Raw genomic sequence first — 16730 nt, 5'->3', positions numbered from 1 at the left:
GGGGCGCACCCCCCGCCGGGGTTCGAGGGGCGGAACCACACAAGGGGGTCTGGGGCACACCGCCGAGGGCCGAATCCTCCAACCCGCTGCACGGGCTGTGCGGGTGGGCAAGCCCCCTGAGGGTCTGGGGCACACCCCCGAACGGGGCGCAGGGGGGCAGAGCCCCGAACGGGGCGCAGGGGGGCAGAGCCCCGAACGGGGCGCAGGGGGCGCACCGACCCGCTGTGGGGTTCGAGGGACAGAACCCCACAGCGGGCCCGGGGCACACCCCCACGGACCGAACCCCCCAACCCGCCACACAAGCCAGGCAGGCGGGCAAACCCCCTGAAGGCCTGGGGCACAGCCCCGAACGGGGCGCAGGGGGGCAGAGCCCCCGTCGGGATTCGAGGGGCGGAGCCCCACAGGGGGTCCGGGGCGCAGCCCCGGGGGCCGGACCCTCCAACCCGCTGCACGGGCCGGGTGGGTGGGCAAGCGTCCTCGGGGTCTGGGGCGGAGCCCCAGGAGCCCAGGCCGGCCAACGCTGGGTATCGGGTGGGCGGGTGGGCAAAGCCCACCGGGGTCTGGGGCGGAGCCCCGGAAAGGCCCGAGCCGGCCAACGCCGAGCAACGGGCGGGCGGGTGGGCAAAACCCGCCGGGGTCTGGGGCGGAGCCCCCGGAAGGCCCGGGCCGGTCAACCCCGAGCAACGGGCGGGCGGGTGGGCAAACAGTCCCGGCCGGCCACCCCCCGCACCCCGAACTCCGGGGCCCCAGGGCCGTACCCCCCAGGGATCGCGGCGGACCACCCCGCAGGAGCGGCGAGGCCCCGAGCGGATCGAGGCCGGCCACCCCCGTGGGAGCGGCCGGGGTCCGCTCACTTGACCGCACCCCCCACCCCCGACACCAACCGCCGCTGCACCAGCACGAAGAACACAAGCACCGGCAGCGTCATCACCGTGGACGCCGCCATGATTCCGCCCCAGTCGTTCTCGTCCGGCTTGAAGAAGACGAGCAGCGCCATCGGCAGCGTGGACTGCGAGGTGTCGCTGATGATGAACGACTTCGCGAACAGGAAGTCGTTCCACGCGGAGATGAACGAGAACACGCTGGTCGCGACCAGCCCAGGAAAGACCAGCGGAAACAAGACCTGCCAGAGAAACCGCGTGCGGCTCGCCCCGTCCAGCGCCGCCGCCTCCTCCAGGGCGACCGGCACCCCCTTCACGAATCCCCGCAGCATCCAGATCGCGAAGGGCAGTGAGAAGGCCAGGTGCGGCAGGATCAACGAGCCCAGCGTGTTGAGCTGCCCCAGGTCCCGCATCCAGAAGAACAGCGGGATCGTCAGCGCCTCGACCGGCACCATCTGCGCCACCAGGAACATGATCAGCAGCGTGGTGCGGAACTTGAAGCGGAAGCGCGTCACGGCCGTCGCCGCCAGGAAGGCGATCAGGGCCGAGAGCAGCACCACCGAGCCCGCCACCATGAGGCTGTTGAGGAAGTACCGCCCGAAGTCCTGCTGTGTGAAGACGCGGCGGAAGGAGTCGAGGGAGGGCGAAAGCGTCCAGGGTCTGGGATGCGCCGACTGCACCTCCCCCGCCGGTTTGAAGGCGGAGAGCACCATCCAGTACAGGGGGAAGGCGACCACCACGGCCGCCACCAGCGCGATCCCCTCGGCAGCCAACCGGCCGGGACGGCGGACACGTACGGGACTCACAGCTCCTCCTCCCCCCGCCCCCGCAGCACCCGCAGATACACCAGCGTCGCCGCGAGCAGGATCAGCAGCATCACCACGCCGATCGCCGAGCCGAGGCTGTACTGCGAGGACGCGAACGCCTTCTGGTATGCGTACACGTTCAGGACCAGGTTCTGGCCCGCGATCCCGCCGCCGTTCGTCATGACGTAGATCTGCGTGAAGACCTTGAAGTCCCAGATGACGGACTGGATCGTGACGACCGTGAGGATGGGCCGCAGCATCGGGACCATGACGGACCGCCAGATCCGCCACTGCGAGGCCCCGTCGAGCGCGGCCGCCTCCAGGACTTCGCCCGGGATCGCCCGGATCCCGGCGTACACCGTGACCATCACGAACGGGAAGGAGCACCACACCACTTCGAGGAGTACCAGCAGGAACGCGCTGTAGCGGCCGTACGTCCACGAGTGGTCGCCCAGGCCCAGGACCCGGTTGACGGGGCCGAAGTCGGGGTCGAAGAGGAACATCCACACGGTCGAGCCGGTGATCGCGGGCGTCGCCCACGCGCCGAGCGCGGCCAGCATGAGCGCGAGCCGGGGTAGCGCCCGTACCCGCGTGAGCAGCACGGCGAGCGCGCATCCCACAGTGAGGGTGCTCAGGACACAGGCCGCCGCGAAGACGACGGTGGCGAGCAGCACCGACCAGAACTGGCCGTCCGAGAAGAGTGCGGAGTAGTTCCCGAAGCCCTGGAAGCTGGTCGGCTCACCCCCGCTGACCTGGGCCTGGGTGTACTCCAGGAAGGAGATCAGGCCGAGTTGGCAGATCGGGTAGACGAGGAGCGCGCCGAGAACGGCGAGCGCGGGGGCCAGGTACAACCAGGGGGTCCAGGTCGCCTGCCGGTGCGAGCGGCGGCCCGGCGTCGGCTTCGCCACGGGCGCCCGTACCGCGTTCCGGGTGGCGGTCACGGGGCTCAACCCGCCGCCCCGAACACGTCGTTCATCTTCTTCGCCGCGTCCGCCGAGGCCTTCGCGACGTCCTTCTTGCCGCTGACGATTTCCTGGAACATGGTCGGAAGCACGAGCGAGGAGTCGATCCTGCCCCAACCGGGCGATACGGGAACGGACTTGGCGCCGGACGCCAGGGTGCGCACGAACGGCTCGACGAACGGCTGCTTCTTCGCGACGTCCGCCCGTACGTCCGTGTACGTCGGCAGGAAGCCCATCGCGTCGAACAGCTCGCGCTGGGTGGCCTTGCCGGCGAGCCGCTCCATGAGGCCGACCGCGAGCGTGCGGTGCGAACTGCTCTTCAGTACGCCGATGTTGTTGCCGCCGGCGAAGGCCGGGGCGACCGATCCCGGCGCGAGGCCCGGCAGCGGCACGACCGCGTACTTGCCCTTGACGGTGCCCGCCTCGACGGCGGCGTGGTTGAAGTCGCCGCCGATCATCATGGCCGCCTTGCCGTTCGCGAAGGCGGTGACGGTGGCGTTGCCGCCCATCTGCGCGCACTTGGCGGCGGGACAGTTGGCGTCGCCGAAGAGCGAGGTGTAGGCCGCGATGCCCTTGCGGGAGGCCTCGCTGTCGATCGCCGAGGTGTATTTCCCGCCGTTCTCTGTGGCCAGTTCACCACCGTTGGCCCAGAGGAACGGCAGCGCGCCGTACGTGTAGGCGCCGCCCACCGCGAGCCCGTACAGGTCGGGCTTCGCCTGGTGGATCTTCTTCGCGGTCGCGATCAGCTCGTCCTGGGTCTTGGGCACGGCGAGGCCGAGGTCCTTGAGGACGTCGGTCCGGTAGTAGAGGGCGCGCACGCCCACGAACAGCGGGGCGCCGTAGACCTTTCCGCCCACCGTGACGGACTGCTTCGCCGTCGGATCGGTGTCCTTCGCCTCGGGCCAGGCCGCGAACTCGGCGCTCACGTCGGCGAGTCCGCCGTCCTTCACGTAGCCGGCCGTGTCGGTGTTGCCGTACTCGATCAGGTCGGGCGCGGAGGAGGGGTCGTTGAAGGCGGCCTTGATCTTCTGGGCGCGGGTGTCGACGGGTATGTACTCGACCTGCACGTCGGCGCCGTTGTGCGCCTGTTTGAAGGCGGCCACGGCCTTGTCCACCACCTGCCGCTTGGGCCCGTTGCTCACCTCCTGGAAGAGCCAGACCCGCAGGGTCCCGCTCCTGTCGTCGCTCCTCGCGCTGTTGTCGGACGTCCCCGGGGCGCAGGCGGCCAGGCCGGCGAGGGCAAGTGCCGCCAGTGGCAGGGCGGTCAGAGCGGCTCGGGCGGTTCGGGCGGTTCGGGCAGTGGGCTTCACGGCAGAGGTCCTCCCCATGACTGTTGCAACATACGCAACGAGCGTTTCGCATACTGCACAACAGGGAGGAGGTTATGGCGGGGGCAAAGCCCCGGGCAAGAGGTCTGGACAACCCGGCACACACAAAACGGCCCTCGGGGTGTGCGTCACGCACACCCCGAGGGCCGTTGGGGCCGCCTCGTCCCGGACCACCCGCTCGTCCGGGGCTACTTCTTGGCTACGGCTACTTCTTGTCCTTGCCGCCCTTGTCCTTGTCGCCACCGGCGCCCATGGACTCGTAGATCTCCTTGCACATCGGGCAGACCGGGTACTTCTTCGGGTCGCGCCCCGGCACCCAGACCTTGCCGCAGAGCGCGACGACGGGCGTGCCGTCGAGCACGCTCGCCATGATCTTGTCCTTCTGGACGTAGTGGGCGAAGCGCTCGTGGTCGCCGTCGCCGTTCGACACCTGCGGTGTCGGCTCTACGAGGGTCCCCGTACCTGCCCCGCGCTCGGGCTCAAGAGTGCTCATAACCACCAAGGGTACTGAAGGCAACAGGATTGAGTGGAAGCGCGTCGCCGGGGGCGGCAGGCTCTCAGTTGAGGGAGGGGTCGTCCGGATAGGTGGCGACCATCGCGAGCTCGCTGCGCTGGCGGCGCAGCACCGCCCGCCACAGGCTCTCGGGTTCCGGGGACGAGACGTCACCGGGCTCCGACTCGACCACGTACCAGGCGCCGTCGGTCAGCTCGTCCTCCAGCTGGCCGGGGCCCCAGCCCGCGTACCCGGCGAAGATCCGCAGCGAGCCGAGGGCGGCGGCGAGCAGTTCGGGCGGCGCCTCCAGGTCGACCAGGCCGATCGCCCCGTACACCCGCCGCCAGCCGAGCGGGCCCTCGTCGCCGGGGATGACGGCGACCCCGAGGGCCGAGTCGAGCGAGACCGGGCCGCCCTGGAAGACCACGCCGGGCTCGCCCGCAAGCCCCGCCCAGGACTCCAGGATGTCGCCGACGCCCACCGGGGTCGGCCGGTTCAGGACCACGCCGAGCGTGCCCTCCTCGTCGTGGTCGAGGAGCAGCACCACCGCGCGGTCGAAGTTCGGGTCCGCAAGGGCCGGAGTGGCGACGAGCAGCCGCCCTGTGAGCGAGGACACCTCGGTCATGCGGACATGATCCCGCATAACGCGCTGATTGGGGGAGCGCACGGCGGCAAGAGGACCTCTTCCCTCGTGCGCCCCCGGAAGCGGCCCGGGGCCCGTGACGCTGCGCTGAATTTCCTGCGCGGAGCGTGCTGTAGCGAATTCATTACCTTCGTGAACCCTCCCAGGCCTTATGGGGCAGGGGTGAAAGCCCCTTACCCTTTATCCCTGCCCCTTGCCCGACCACTCCGGAACGCGAGATTCATGACCGGCACAGACGATGTACTGCTTGTCCACGGCGGAACCCCGCTTGAGGGCGAGATCCGCGTCCGCGGCGCGAAGAACCTCGTGCCGAAGGCGATGGTCGCCGCCCTTCTCGGCAGCGGCCCGAGCAGACTGCGCAATGTGCCCGACATCCGCGACGTCCGCGTCGTACGGGGCCTGCTGCAGCTGCACGGCGTCACCGTCCGCCCCGGCGACGAGCCGGGCGAGCTGATCCTCGACCCGTCCCACGTCGAGTCCGCCAACGTCGCCGACATCGACGCGCACGCGGGTTCCTCGCGGATCCCGATCCTGCTGTGCGGCCCGCTCCTGCACCGCCTGGGCCACGCCTTCATCCCGGGCCTCGGCGGCTGCGACATCGGCGGCCGGCCCATCGACTTCCACTTCGAGGTGCTCCGCCAGTTCGGCGCGACCATCGAGAAGCGCGCGGACGGCCAGTACCTGGAGGCCCCGCAGCGGCTTCGCGGCTGCAAGATCCGGCTGCCCTACCCCTCGGTCGGCGCGACCGAGCAGGTGCTGCTCACCGCGGTGCTCGCGGAGGGTGTGACCGAGCTCTCCAACGCCGCGGTCGAGCCGGAGATCGAGGACCTCATCTGCGTGCTGCAGAAGATGGGCGCGATCATCGCCATGGACACCGACCGGACCATCCGCGTCACCGGTGTCGACAAGCTCGGCGGCTACACCCACCGCGCCCTCTCGGACCGCCTGGAGGCCGCCTCGTGGGCGTCCGCGGCGCTCGCGACCGAGGGCAACATCTACGTCCGCGGCGCCCAGCAGCGCTCGATGATGACGTTCCTGAACACCTTCCGCAAGGTTGGCGGCGCCTTCGAGATCGACGACGAGGGCATCCGCTTCTGGCACCCCGGCGGCTCGCTCAAGTCCATCGCCCTCGAAACGGACGTGCACCCCGGCTTCCAGACCGACTGGCAGCAGCCGCTGGTCGTCGCCCTCACGCAGGCCACCGGCCTGTCCATCGTCCACGAGACGGTGTACGAGTCGCGGCTCGGCTTCACCTCGGCGCTGAACCAGATGGGCGCGCACATCCAGCTGTACCGCGAGTGCCTCGGCGGCTCGGACTGCCGCTTCGGTCAGCTCAACTTCCTGCACTCCGCGGTCGTGAGCGGCCCCACCAAGCTCCAGGGCGCCGACCTGGTCATCCCGGACCTCCGGGGCGGCTTCTCGTACCTCATCGCGGCTCTGGCGGCCCAGGGCACGTCCCGGGTGCACGGCATCGACCTGATCAACCGCGGCTACGAGAACTTCATGGAGAAGCTGGAGAGCCTCGGCGCGAAGGTCGAACTCCCCAACGGTTCGCTGGTCTAGCGTCCGCGGACACGCAAAAGGGCGGCCACCCTGTTTCCAGGGTGGCCGCCCTCAGTGTTGCTGCCAAGCGGCCTTGCGGAGCAAGGAGCGCTTACTTGCCCTTGGCGGCTTCCTTGAGCTTCGAGCCCGCGGAGACCTTCACGCTGTAGCCGGCCGGGATGTTGATCGGGTCGCCGGTCTGCGGGTTACGAGCGGTACGAGCGGCACGGTGGGTGCGCTCGAAGGTCAGGAAGCCGGGGATGGTGACCTTCTCGTCGCCCTTGGCGACGATCTCGCCGACGGTCTCGGCGAGAGCGGCCAGCACGGCGTCGGCGTCCTTGCGGGTCACCTCGGCGCGGTCGGCCAGCGCGGCCACCAGCTCACTGCGGTTCATGTTCTTACTCCCGTGTTCTTCTTGCCTGTGCGGCGTGCCACGCGGCGGAAGCCGCATGTTGGGTACAGCGAAGCCGATGCTGCCAGGGCCCTCGGACAGTCCCCGGACCCGGGTCTGAGTCAGACCCTCGCGCCCGGTTACGCATCCTGCCCCCACCTACGGCGGGAAAGCCAATCCGGCACCCTCCCGAGTCACACCGAGTCACACGAAAAGCGCCACTGCCTCAACAAGGTGACGCTCCGTCGACATGGTGGGGGCTCCCGGGCCGGAGCCGGTGCGGATGCGGGTCATGGTCCGCCACCCTAAGGGGGCGTTACTGGGCCCGCATCCCGCGACGCGCCGGAGCTCAGGCCGACGTGGGCCCCGTCACAGCGCCCCCGGCGGCCTTGGCGGCGTTGCGGACGGCGCCCGCGACCGCTCCGGCGACCTTGTCGTTGAAGACCGACGGGATGATGTAGTTCGCGTTGAGTTCGTCCTCGGCGACGACGTCCGCGAGCGCGCCGGCCGCGGCCAGCATCATCTCGGTGTTCACCGTGCGGGACTGCGCGTCGAGCAGACCCCGGAAGACGCCGGGGAAGACCAGCACGTTGTTGATCTGGTTGGGGAAGTCCGAGCGGCCGGTGGCCACAACTGCCGCGCTCTGGCGGGCGATTGCGGGGTCGACCTCGGGGTCCGGGTTCGCGAGCGCGAACACGATGGCGCCGTCGGCCATCGCCGCGACGTCGTCGCCGTTGAGGACATTGGGGGCGGAGACGCCGATGAAGACGTCGGCGCCGACCACGGCCTCCTTGAGCGTGCCGGTCAGGCCCTCGGGGTTGGTGTTGTCGGCGATCCAGCGCAGCGCGGACTCGGGGCTCGCGTCCACCAGGTCCTCGCGGCCCGCGTGCACCACACCGTGGATGTCGGCGACGACGGCGTTCTTGACGCCGGCCGCGATCAGCAGCTTGAGGATCGCGGTACCGGCCGCGCCGGCGCCGGACATGACGACGCGTACGTCGCCAATTCCCTTGCCCACCACGCGAAGTGCGTTGGTCAGCGAGGCGAGGACCACGATCGCGGTGCCGTGCTGGTCGTCGTGGAAGACGGGGATGTCGAGGGCCTCGCGCAGGCGGGCCTCGATCTCGAAGCAGCGGGGCGCGGAGATGTCCTCCAGGTTGATGCCCGCGAAGCCGGGGGCGATCGCCTTGACGATCTGGACGATGGCGTCGGTGTCCTGGGTGTCCAGGCAGATCGGCCAGGCGTCGATGTCGGCGAAGCGCTTGAAGAGGGCCGCCTTGCCCTCCATGACCGGCATGGCGGCCATCGGGCCGATGTTGCCGAGGCCGAGCACCGCGGAGCCGTCCGTCACGACTGCGACGGTGTTGCGCTTGATGGTGAGGCGGCGGGCGTCCTCGGGGTTCTCGGCGATCGCCATGCACACGCGGGCCACGCCCGGGGTGTAGACCATGGAGAGGTCGTCACGGTTGCGGATGGGGTGCTTCGACTGCATCTCGATCTTGCCGCCGAGGTGCATCAGGAACGTACGGTCGGAGACCTTGCCGAGGGTGACGCCCTCGATGCCGCGCAGCTTCTCGACGATCTCGTCGGCGTGCGCGGTGGAGGTGGCCGCGATGGTGACGTCGATCCGCAGCTTCTCGTGACCGGAGGCGGTCACGTCGAGGCCGGTCACCGACCCGCCGGAGGACTCCACGGCCGTGGTGAGCTGAGAGACCGCCGTGCCGCTGGCGGGCACCTCAAGACGGACCGTCATCGAGTACGAGACGCTGGGCGCCGTTGCCATGACCGTGTTCCTCTGCTTTCCCTGGCTTCGTTGCTGGCGCCGCCCCGGCTGTGGCGCGGCGGTGCCATCCGATGGTCGCACCTACTGGCTGGTAGCCGATAATGGACGACTCGTTTCGGAAAGTTTTTTCCACCATACGAGAAAGTGGTGGTCTGACGGAAGACCCTTCCTGCGCCCCTGCCCGAAGGCCCGCGCCAACGACAACAGGCCCACGCCATCCGGAGATGACGTGGGCCTGTCGCTCACGTTAATGACACCGACCCGCCATGCTCGCCTCGCGGCAAGTGGTCGCTCTGAGCGACTAAGGTTGGGCCCGGGGGCTTGGATCGAGCCGGTGCCGTACCCAGGCTAACAAACCACCCCGGCAAGTGATCCCCGCATCGCGAGTTGACCCGGAATTCGGGTCCCGTGTCTAAACCCCGCCCGACACCAGCCCTCAGTCCCGGAGCAGGTCGGGCACCCCGTCCGCGTCGGGTTCGTCCCGGTCCCCGGAGACGACCGTGAGCTGCTGGGTCGCCCGGGTCAACGCCACGTACAGGACCCGCAGTCCGGCCGGGGACTCGTCCGCGATCTCGGCCGGCGAGACGACCACCGTGGCGTCGTACTCAAGCCCCTTGGCCTCCAGGCTGCCGAGCGCCACCACCCTGTCGCCGAGCCCCGCGAGCCAGCGCGCGGCCTGTTCGCGGCGGCGCATCGCGACGACCACGCCGACCGTTCCGTCGACCTGGTCGAGCAGGCGCGACGCCTCCTCGCGTACGGAACGGGCGAGGTCGCCGTCGCGCACCACCGCGAACCGGGGCTCGACGCCCGTCGAGCGGACGGCGGCCGGCGACTTCATGCCCGGCATCGCCAACGCCAGCACCCTGGAGGCCAGTTCGGCGATCTCAGCCGGGTTGCGGTAGTTGACGGTCAGCTCGAAACGGCGGCGCGGGCGGCTGCCGAGCGCCTCGTCGCGGGCCTCGGCCGCCTCGTCCGGGTCGGACCAGGAGGACTGCGCCGGGTCGCCCACGACCGTCCAGGTGGCGGTGCGCCCTCGCCGGCCGACCATCCGCCACTGCATGGGCGTGAGGTCCTGCGCCTCGTCGACGATGACGTGCGCGTACTCGGTACGTTCCTGGGCGAGCCGTTCGGCGCGCTCGCGCTGGGTCTCCTCGCGGTGCGGCATCAGCTCTTCGAGGCCGGTCAGCGCGTCCAGCGGGTCGTACTCGCGCTTCTTCTTCGGCCGGGCCGGGGCGCCGAGCAGCGTCTCCAGCTCGTCCAGGAGCGCCACGTCGTGCACCGAGAAGGCGCCGTCGGCGGTGCGCGCGAGCGAGCGGGCCAGGCGCCGCACCTCGCCCTGGTTGAGGACCCGGCGGGCCCAGCGCGAAAGCCGCTTCTCGTCGGCCATCGCGGCGAGCACCCCGCGCGGGGTCAGCTCCGGCCACCACGCGTCGAGAAAGGCGATGAAGGCGTCCTCGGAGGCGATGTCGTCGTCGAAGGAGGAGCGCAGTTCGGCGGCGAGTTCCGGGTCGGTGTGCCGGCCGTTCGCGCCCGACTTCGACCACAGGGCGTCGAGGAGCAGCCTGCGGGCGCGCGGGCGCAGCAGGTTGACGGGCGCGGTGCCGCTGAGCACGGTCTGGCGGATGCGGCGCAGTTCCTCGCCCTCCAGCTCGATGCGCGCGCCGAACGCGACGACGCGCAGCCGCTGGGCGGGCTGCTGGGCCTGCTGCTGAGCCGGCGCGTCGTCGCCGAGTGCGAGCTGCTCACCGCCGCGCCGACGGGACCGCCTGGGCTGCTCCCCCGGCCCTTCCAGGGCGCCCCTCGCGGCCCTGCGCAGCACGTGGAGCATGCGGGACGAGCCCTTGATCCGGGCGACCGCCGGGTCGTCGTACTCGGTGGCCTCCGCGCCGTCCACGAGGTTGCCCACCGCGCGGATCGCGACCTGGCCCTCCTCGCCGAGCGAGGGCAGCACGCCCTCGGTGTACGCGACGAGCAGCGGGGTCGGCGAGACGATCAGGATGCCGCCCGCGTACCGGCGCCGGTCCTGGTAGAGGAGGTAGGCCGCGCGGTGCAGCGCGACGGCCGTCTTGCCGGTGCCGGGGCCGCCCTCGACGTATGTCACCGAGGCGGCGGGCGCCCGGATGACCAGGTCCTGCTCGGCCTGGATGGAGGCGACGATGTCCCGCATGGTGTGGCTGCGGGCCTGGCCGAGCGCGGCCATCAGGGCGCCGTCGCCGATGACGGGCAGCTCGGCGCCGTCCAGGGTCGCCTTGAGCTCGGGGCGCATCAGGTCGTCCTCGACGCCGAGCACCTTGCGTCCCTTGGAGCGGATGACCCGGCGGCGTACGACCCGGCCCGGGTCGACCGGCGTCGAGCGGTAGAAGGGCGCCGCGGCCGGCGCCCGCCAGTCGATCACCAGCGGCGAGTAGTCGGCGTCCAGGACGCCGATCCGGCCGATGTGCAGGGTTTCGGCGATCTCCGCCGTCCCGTCGGGGCGCACGGCGTCCTCGGCGGGTTCCACCGAGGTGTAGGCGCCGTCCGGTCCCTTCTTTCCGTCCACGCCGAGCAGCAGGTCGATCCGGCCGAAGAGGAAGTCCTCGAACTCGTTGTTGAGCCGGTTGAGATGGACCCCCGCCCGGAAGACCTGGGCGTCGCGTTCGGCGAGGGCGCCGGGCGTGCCGACCTGACCGCGCTTGGCGGCGTCGTTCATCAGGAACTCCGCCTCGTGGATCTTCTCCTCCAGGCGGCGGTACACCTGGTCGAGATGTACCTGTTCCCCAGCGATCTCGCGTTCCCGGACCGAATCCACAGCGGATTCGGCGGTACCGGAAGCGGTATCGACAGCGGCATCCTGCGCGGCCACCGAGGCCCCCTTCTGACGTGCATTGGGCAGCCGTCAACCGTACGCGAAGGGGGACCCGATGTCAGGCCACAATTTGGTGCCGGACCGCATGTCGGGACGCTTGTCCCGCCGTGCGGCTCATGCCGGTACGTCCACGAGTGCCTTCCCGTCGAACGTACGGACCTCGAAGTGGTCGATCTGGTCGCGGTTCATCGCGGTGCCGCCGTGCACGTACAGCGGGTACTTCGCCGATTCGTGCGGGCTGTCCTTGATGCCGTAGCCCCAGTTCGGCACCGCCCACGACGTGACGGTCTCCTGGTCGCCGTTCTTGCCGACCGCGATCAGGCTGCACTTGAGCGGGCCCTTGACGTTCTTCAGCTCCAGGACGGTGTGGGTGCCCCAGGCCTTGGCCTCGGTGCCGACGGTCGCGGTGACGTCGGTCTTCGCGTCGGTCGCGGAGACCTTCTGGGTCATGTGGTTGAAGAAGGCGTCCTCGGCCGGGCTGGTCGGGTGCGCCTCGGCGCTCTGGTGGGTGCCCGTGTCCCCGGAGGTAGCCACCACCGCGATCGCCGGGCCGCCGACGATCAGCGCGGCCGCGGCCGCCACCAGGTACGTGGTGCGCCGCCGGCGCTTGGCCCGCTGGGCGGCGACCTCGTTGATCAGGGTCGTGGTCATGCTGGGCGGGGCCGGGCGCAACGGCTGGGCGGCGGGGCCCGGGAACTCCTTGAGGGTGGCAAGCATCGGCTCCATGCCCGCCAGCGCGTCGAGTTCGGCGGCGCACAGGTCGCAGCCCGCGAGGTGCGCTTCGAAGGCGCTGGCCTCGGCGTCGTCCAGGATGCCGAGCGCGTACGCGCCGACAGCCTCGTGCAGCGAGCCTTCCGCGTGTTCCCCGGTCGTCATGTCGTCACCCCCCGTTCCTCCAGTGCGAGTTTCATGGAGCGCAGGGCGTAGAAGACGCGGGACCGCACGGTCCCGCTGGGTACACCGAGCGCCTGGGCCGCCTCGTTGACCGTACGTCCCTTGAAGTACGTCTCGACGAGGGCCTCCCGGTGGGCCGGGGTGAGGTCGTCGAGCGCATCGGAGAGGGTCATCAGCCACAACGCCTTGTCGATCTCGTCCTCCGCGGGCATGACCTCCAGCGGCGACGGATCGACCTCCTGCGGCCGGGCCTGCCGGCTGCGGTGGCCGTCGATGACGATGCGGCGCGCGACCGTCACCAGCCAGGGGCGGACCGAACCGGTGGCCCGATTGAGCTGACCGGCGTTCTTCCAGGCACGGATGAGCGTCTCCTGCACGACGTCCTCGGCCCGCTGGCGGTCGCCGGCGACGAGGCGCATGACGTACCCGAGCAGCGGCCCCGCGTGCTCGCGGTACAGCGCCCGCATCAGCTCCTCGTCGGGCACGGAGCGGTGCTTGGCCCCTCGCGGACGGTCATCGGCCACGGCGGCATCCTTGCGCAACCGGCACCTCCAGGTCGAGACCATCCCGGCGCGCGGCTGCGAGCCGGTTCATCTCTCCATACGGGCGGTTGTCGGATTCCATTCAAACGCGGGACGAGTTTCTTCGAGCGGGTCTCTCAGAGCGCGGCGACGCGGCGGCGGTGCCGGGCCACCCGCTCGCGGTTTCCGCACACCTCGCTTGAGCACCAGCGGCGCCGGCGCCCGCGCGAGGTGTCGAGGTAGAGCAGCCGGCAGTTGTCGCCCTCGCACTGGCGCAGCCGGGCCCGGGCCTCGGGGTCGGTGAGCAGGTCGACGGCGTCCCGGGCGACCGCGGCGAGCAGCGCGCCGCATTCGGGGTCGCGGCTCAGGGTGCGGACGAGTCCGCCGTCGGCGCCCCGGATCGCCCGTACTCCCGGGGGCGGGGCGGCGGCGAGGGCGTTGACCCGATCCAGCGCGGCGGACGCGCCGTCGGCCGGCCCGCCGAGCTCGGCGTGGACCAACTTGTCGATGCAGAAACGGAGTTCGACGAATCTGACCGGCCAGTCGCGACCGACTCCGGTGAGCGGGGTCCCGTACGGGACCAGACCGGCGTGGAGCAGCCACTGGCCCAACTGTGCGGTGCTGTCGAGCTGTTCCCTCTCGTACGCTCCGGTCGCCAACAGATCCAGACAGATCCGCCCGGAGTCGAACCGCACCATGCGCCTGTCACCGCCTAGGGGTTACCGGTGAGAGCCTGTGTCTGAACCCCGTCCGGATCGGGCCGCGGTGTCTGGTGCGTGCGATCGCGAGGCGTCGCGGGCCCGGGCGGGGTTCGGACACAGGCTCTGAGTGCCATCCCCCAGAGTGCCCGCCCAGGGCCTCCCCCGGAAGCCCTCCTACCGGGCGGTTACCGGTGCGAGGGAGCCGACGCCCGCGTCCGCTCCCCCACGGCGGAGCCGCACCTTCGCCGGTCGCGCCTCAGAACTCGAAATGCGGCACCCTGACGCCCTTGGGCAGCTTCGTGTTGTTGGAGCAGTCCACGGTCGGCCCGACCTTCATGTTCGCCTGGTTCAGCTTGGCGTCCCCGGGCATCACCACATACGGCCGGTCCGTCGTGGAGCATTCCTGCGTCTGCTTGATGCTGTAGCTGCCGTTCTTCCTGTCGATGTGGACGGTCTCGCTCTTGTGGATGCAGGTGGTTTCACCCGCGGTGGAGGTCTTGCACTCGCCCTTGGGCTTGGGCTGCTCGGCGTGCGCCTGCGTGGCGCCGACGCAGATCACGGCGAGACTTCCGATGAGCCCCGAGACGGTTGCGATCTTCTGCCGACTGAACATGTGCTGCGTTCCTTTGCAATCGAGGCCCGGACGCCTACGCCATGGATGCGGCGTGCGCCCGAGCCTTGGAGGAGAGGGGAATACGGGGCCCCGGCGCCTGGCGCTTCTTCAGTCGCGTCCGGCGACGGCAGCGGTGCAGCCCGGGCGCGCACCCTGGTGGGTTTGTTGCGCGTCCGGGCTGACCTTGCCGTTGAGGGTTTTGTCCAGCACACCGTTGAGCGGCCCGAGCCGATCCTGCACATGGACTTGTCGCTCGTACGACTCTCATACGGTGTTCTGACGGATGTCGATACGCCTGCCGTGATACTCCGAGGCGATGTGCGACCCCATGGTCCGCATGGTCCGCGAGGCGACCGGCTGCTGAGCCGACCAGGGTGCGGGCTGCGGCGCGACCGCCTGCGAACCGAACTATGGGGTCCCGTGCGGCGCGGAGTTGGGACTTGCCCGACCCGTGGCCGCCGCGGCTACGGCCGCAGCTCCCCGAAGCCTGCGCACCGAGCTCTGGGTGTGTCCTTAGTGGCCTTCCCCGTCCTGGCCGTGGTCCTGACCGTGGTCCTGGCCGTGGTCCTGGCCGTAGCTGACACCGGCACCGTTCTCCGGCGCGAACACCGGTGCGCCACCACGGCCGTGCTCCGGGCCGCCGTCCCAGCCGCCGCCACCGTAGTTGGCCACGGCGTTGGCCTGCGAGGAAGCCACCGCGGTGACCCCACCGTCGTGGGCGGAGCTGACGCCGGCACCGAGGATGGACAGGCCCGCAACCGCTGCGGCTACGGCCGCAACCCGCTGAAACTTGCGCATGATTCGACTCTTCCCTATCTAGGTGTGAAGCCCTGACCGGACTACTTAATGTGAGCATATACACACGGAACGTAGTCATTTGGGATCTTTCGCCCTTTCTGTGCGCCGTGTCGGCCTATGGCAAGGCGCCCTTCGTCCACCAAGGGGCTGAAGGGATACAGGAGTTGGTGATGCGGTCGGGCGATCGTGCGCGCACCGCTCCCCCTTGAAACGACGTCTCCCCGGGGGTGGGTCACGGGCGGTGGGGGACGGTCACTCGTTTGCCCGCCGGTACGAGAACGGCGGATGGCCGGACCAGGTCAACCGGTCCGGCCATCCGCCGTCTTACAGGTGAGGAAGGTGTCGCGAGATCCCGCCTCGGGCTCAGCTCATCAGGCCGAGGGGGCTCACACCCTCTTCTCCCCTTTCGGGTCCCGGGGTGGTCGGGGAACAGGTCACCTGAGGACCGATCTGCATGTTCCCCCGGTTCAGCAGGCCCACAACGGGCAGCGACAGCGGCTCCGTCGGCGTACAACCCTGCGCCTGGCGCACGACGTACCCGTCACCTTCGGGCGTGCTGCCGACGATCCGCTGGACGCAGGTGGTGCTTTCCGCGGTGTGGCTGCACACCGGCGCTGCCGCGGCGAACGCCTGGGTGGCGCCGATGCCGGCGCAGGTCACGACGAGGCTGCCGAGAAGCCCCGAGACGGCCGCGATCTTCTTCCTACTGAACATGTGATGCGTTTCCTTTGTGAGGGGCGCCCAGGGCGCCGCGAACCGGCCGCACCGAACCCTGGGCACGCCGGAAAGCCGGGCTCCAGCGTCCGACCCATGTCCGGGACGTTCGGGTCCGTTTCGCTTACGAAGTGAAGGGCTTGCCTGTTGCAGGCACCGTTACTGCAGTCAGCGGCCTCGCGCTCCAGGTGGCCGCACATGAACGAGCCCCTTCGGGGATGACCCCGAAGGGGCCCGCGGAAAGCGTCGGGCTCGATTACGCCGCCGACCTCACCTGGTGAATGCGTTGTTGAACTGGCCGCAGGTGTTGCCCAAGGTGTCGGAGAGACCGAGCACGGCGATGGGGAGGTTGCCCTCGGCTCCCGCCTGCGGGCTGCACTCCTGGTAGGGGCGGTAGTGGTCGGTCTGGTGCACGCCTTCGTTGGCGTAGGCGGTACCGGCGGTACCGGCGCCGACGGCGGCAAGGCCGCCGGCCGCCGCCACTGCTGCGATCATGGCCTGCTGATACTTACGCATGGAACCCTCGGTCCTCCATTGCCTGTACATGTTGCCTGTACATCGAGACTGATTGCCCACCGTTACCGGCTGAACACTAACGGTAACGATGCGCCTGCCCAGACGTTGCGCCCATCTCGCCGACAATGACTCTCCTGGACTCGAACAACTCCGCGTCGTAGACCTCGACATGCTCCTGTGCCGAGACGTTTCGGCTGGCGCCCAGGGGTGCCCGGTGGACCGATTGGCTCACATCCGCCGATCACTCAATCCACTCAAAAGTGGTAACACGTCATGTTCTGGGTGCCTCCGTTCGCGCT

At 70.0% G+C, this 16730-nt stretch carries 16 protein-coding genes; 1 reads left to right on the top strand and 15 read right to left on the bottom strand.

All coding sequences use genetic code 11. The annotated features are described in order from the left end of the window. Positions 1-850 precede the first annotated feature (850 nt). From ACWC2B_RS29130 to ACWC2B_RS29110, 5 genes are all read right to left on the bottom strand, one after another. Positions 851-1687: a carbohydrate ABC transporter permease gene (locus tag ACWC2B_RS29130; protein WP_450721712.1), complete on the bottom strand. Its 837-nt coding sequence runs from the start codon at positions 1685-1687 to the stop codon at positions 851-853. Next, entirely contained in the window at positions 1684-2628 is a 945-nt protein-coding gene (locus ACWC2B_RS29125; RefSeq protein ID WP_450721710.1) for a carbohydrate ABC transporter permease, read from the bottom strand. The genes ACWC2B_RS29130 and ACWC2B_RS29125 overlap by 4 nt, the downstream gene beginning before the upstream one ends. A gap of 5 nt (positions 2629-2633) precedes the next feature. Further along, positions 2634-3959 carry an extracellular solute-binding protein gene (locus tag ACWC2B_RS29120; RefSeq protein WP_450721708.1) on the bottom strand — a complete coding sequence of 442 codons (1326 nt, stop codon included), beginning with the start codon at positions 3957-3959 and terminating at the stop codon, positions 2634-2636. Between the two features lie 223 nt (positions 3960-4182). After that, the gene (locus ACWC2B_RS29115; protein WP_450721706.1) at positions 4183-4470 is read right to left on the bottom strand and encodes a DUF3039 domain-containing protein; all 288 of its coding nucleotides are present in this window, start codon (positions 4468-4470) and stop codon (positions 4183-4185) included. Between the two features lie 64 nt (positions 4471-4534). Continuing rightward, complete coding sequence (locus ACWC2B_RS29110; RefSeq protein ID WP_053727200.1) at positions 4535-5095, bottom strand: YqgE/AlgH family protein; 561 nt, start codon at positions 5093-5095, stop codon at positions 4535-4537. Positions 5096-5335: 240 nt separating this feature from the next. Here ACWC2B_RS29110 and murA point away from each other — a divergent pair, with 240 nt between their 5' ends. Next, positions 5336-6676 carry a UDP-N-acetylglucosamine 1-carboxyvinyltransferase gene (murA, locus tag ACWC2B_RS29105; RefSeq protein ID WP_450721703.1) on the top strand — a complete coding sequence of 447 codons (1341 nt, stop codon included), beginning with the start codon at positions 5336-5338 and terminating at the stop codon, positions 6674-6676. A gap of 91 nt (positions 6677-6767) precedes the next feature. On the opposite strand, the gene ACWC2B_RS29100 is transcribed toward murA, so the two are convergent. From ACWC2B_RS29100 to ACWC2B_RS29055, 10 genes are all read right to left on the bottom strand, one after another. Further along, the gene (locus tag ACWC2B_RS29100) at positions 6768-7049 is read right to left on the bottom strand and encodes an HU family DNA-binding protein (RefSeq protein ID WP_003968811.1); all 282 of its coding nucleotides are present in this window, start codon (positions 7047-7049) and stop codon (positions 6768-6770) included. Between the two features lie 346 nt (positions 7050-7395). After that, positions 7396-8829, bottom strand: coding sequence for a malic enzyme-like NAD(P)-binding protein (locus ACWC2B_RS29095; protein WP_450721701.1), 1434 nt, complete (start codon positions 8827-8829; stop codon positions 7396-7398). Positions 8830-9265: 436 nt separating this feature from the next. Next, positions 9266-11671, bottom strand: a complete 2406-nt coding sequence (locus ACWC2B_RS29090) for a HelD family protein (RefSeq protein WP_450721699.1) — start codon at positions 11669-11671, stop codon at positions 9266-9268. 117 nt (positions 11672-11788) lie between these two features. Beyond that, positions 11789-12550, bottom strand: coding sequence for an anti-sigma factor family protein (locus ACWC2B_RS29085; protein WP_450721697.1), 762 nt, complete (start codon positions 12548-12550; stop codon positions 11789-11791). Continuing rightward, a complete protein-coding gene (locus ACWC2B_RS29080) occupies positions 12547-13134 on the bottom strand; it encodes a sigma-70 family RNA polymerase sigma factor (protein ID WP_078966511.1) in 588 nt (195 codons plus the stop codon). The genes ACWC2B_RS29085 and ACWC2B_RS29080 overlap by 4 nt, the downstream gene beginning before the upstream one ends. Before the next feature lie 92 nt (positions 13135-13226). Beyond that, positions 13227-13787: a CGNR zinc finger domain-containing protein gene (locus tag ACWC2B_RS29075; RefSeq protein WP_450721695.1), complete on the bottom strand. Its 561-nt coding sequence runs from the start codon at positions 13785-13787 to the stop codon at positions 13227-13229. Between the two features lie 259 nt (positions 13788-14046). Further along, entirely contained in the window at positions 14047-14403 is a 357-nt protein-coding gene (locus ACWC2B_RS29070; RefSeq protein ID WP_450721693.1) for a hypothetical protein, read from the bottom strand. A gap of 513 nt (positions 14404-14916) precedes the next feature. Next, positions 14917-15201 (bottom strand): hypothetical protein, encoded by a 285-nt coding sequence (locus ACWC2B_RS29065; RefSeq protein WP_450721691.1) that lies wholly within the window; start codon positions 15199-15201, stop codon positions 14917-14919. 363 nt (positions 15202-15564) lie between these two features. Continuing rightward, a complete protein-coding gene (locus ACWC2B_RS29060) occupies positions 15565-15915 on the bottom strand; it encodes a hypothetical protein (RefSeq protein ID WP_450721689.1) in 351 nt (116 codons plus the stop codon). Between the two features lie 270 nt (positions 15916-16185). After that, on the bottom strand, positions 16186-16431 hold the full coding sequence (locus ACWC2B_RS29055) for a hypothetical protein (protein WP_450721687.1): 246 nt from the start codon (positions 16429-16431) through the stop codon (positions 16186-16188). Positions 16432-16730 lie beyond the last annotated feature (299 nt).

The sequence above is a fragment of the Streptomyces sp. NPDC001415 genome (assembly GCF_053597395.1).
Note: the sequence above shows the minus strand (reverse complement) of the source record. Positions and strands in the feature narration are given on the sequence as shown.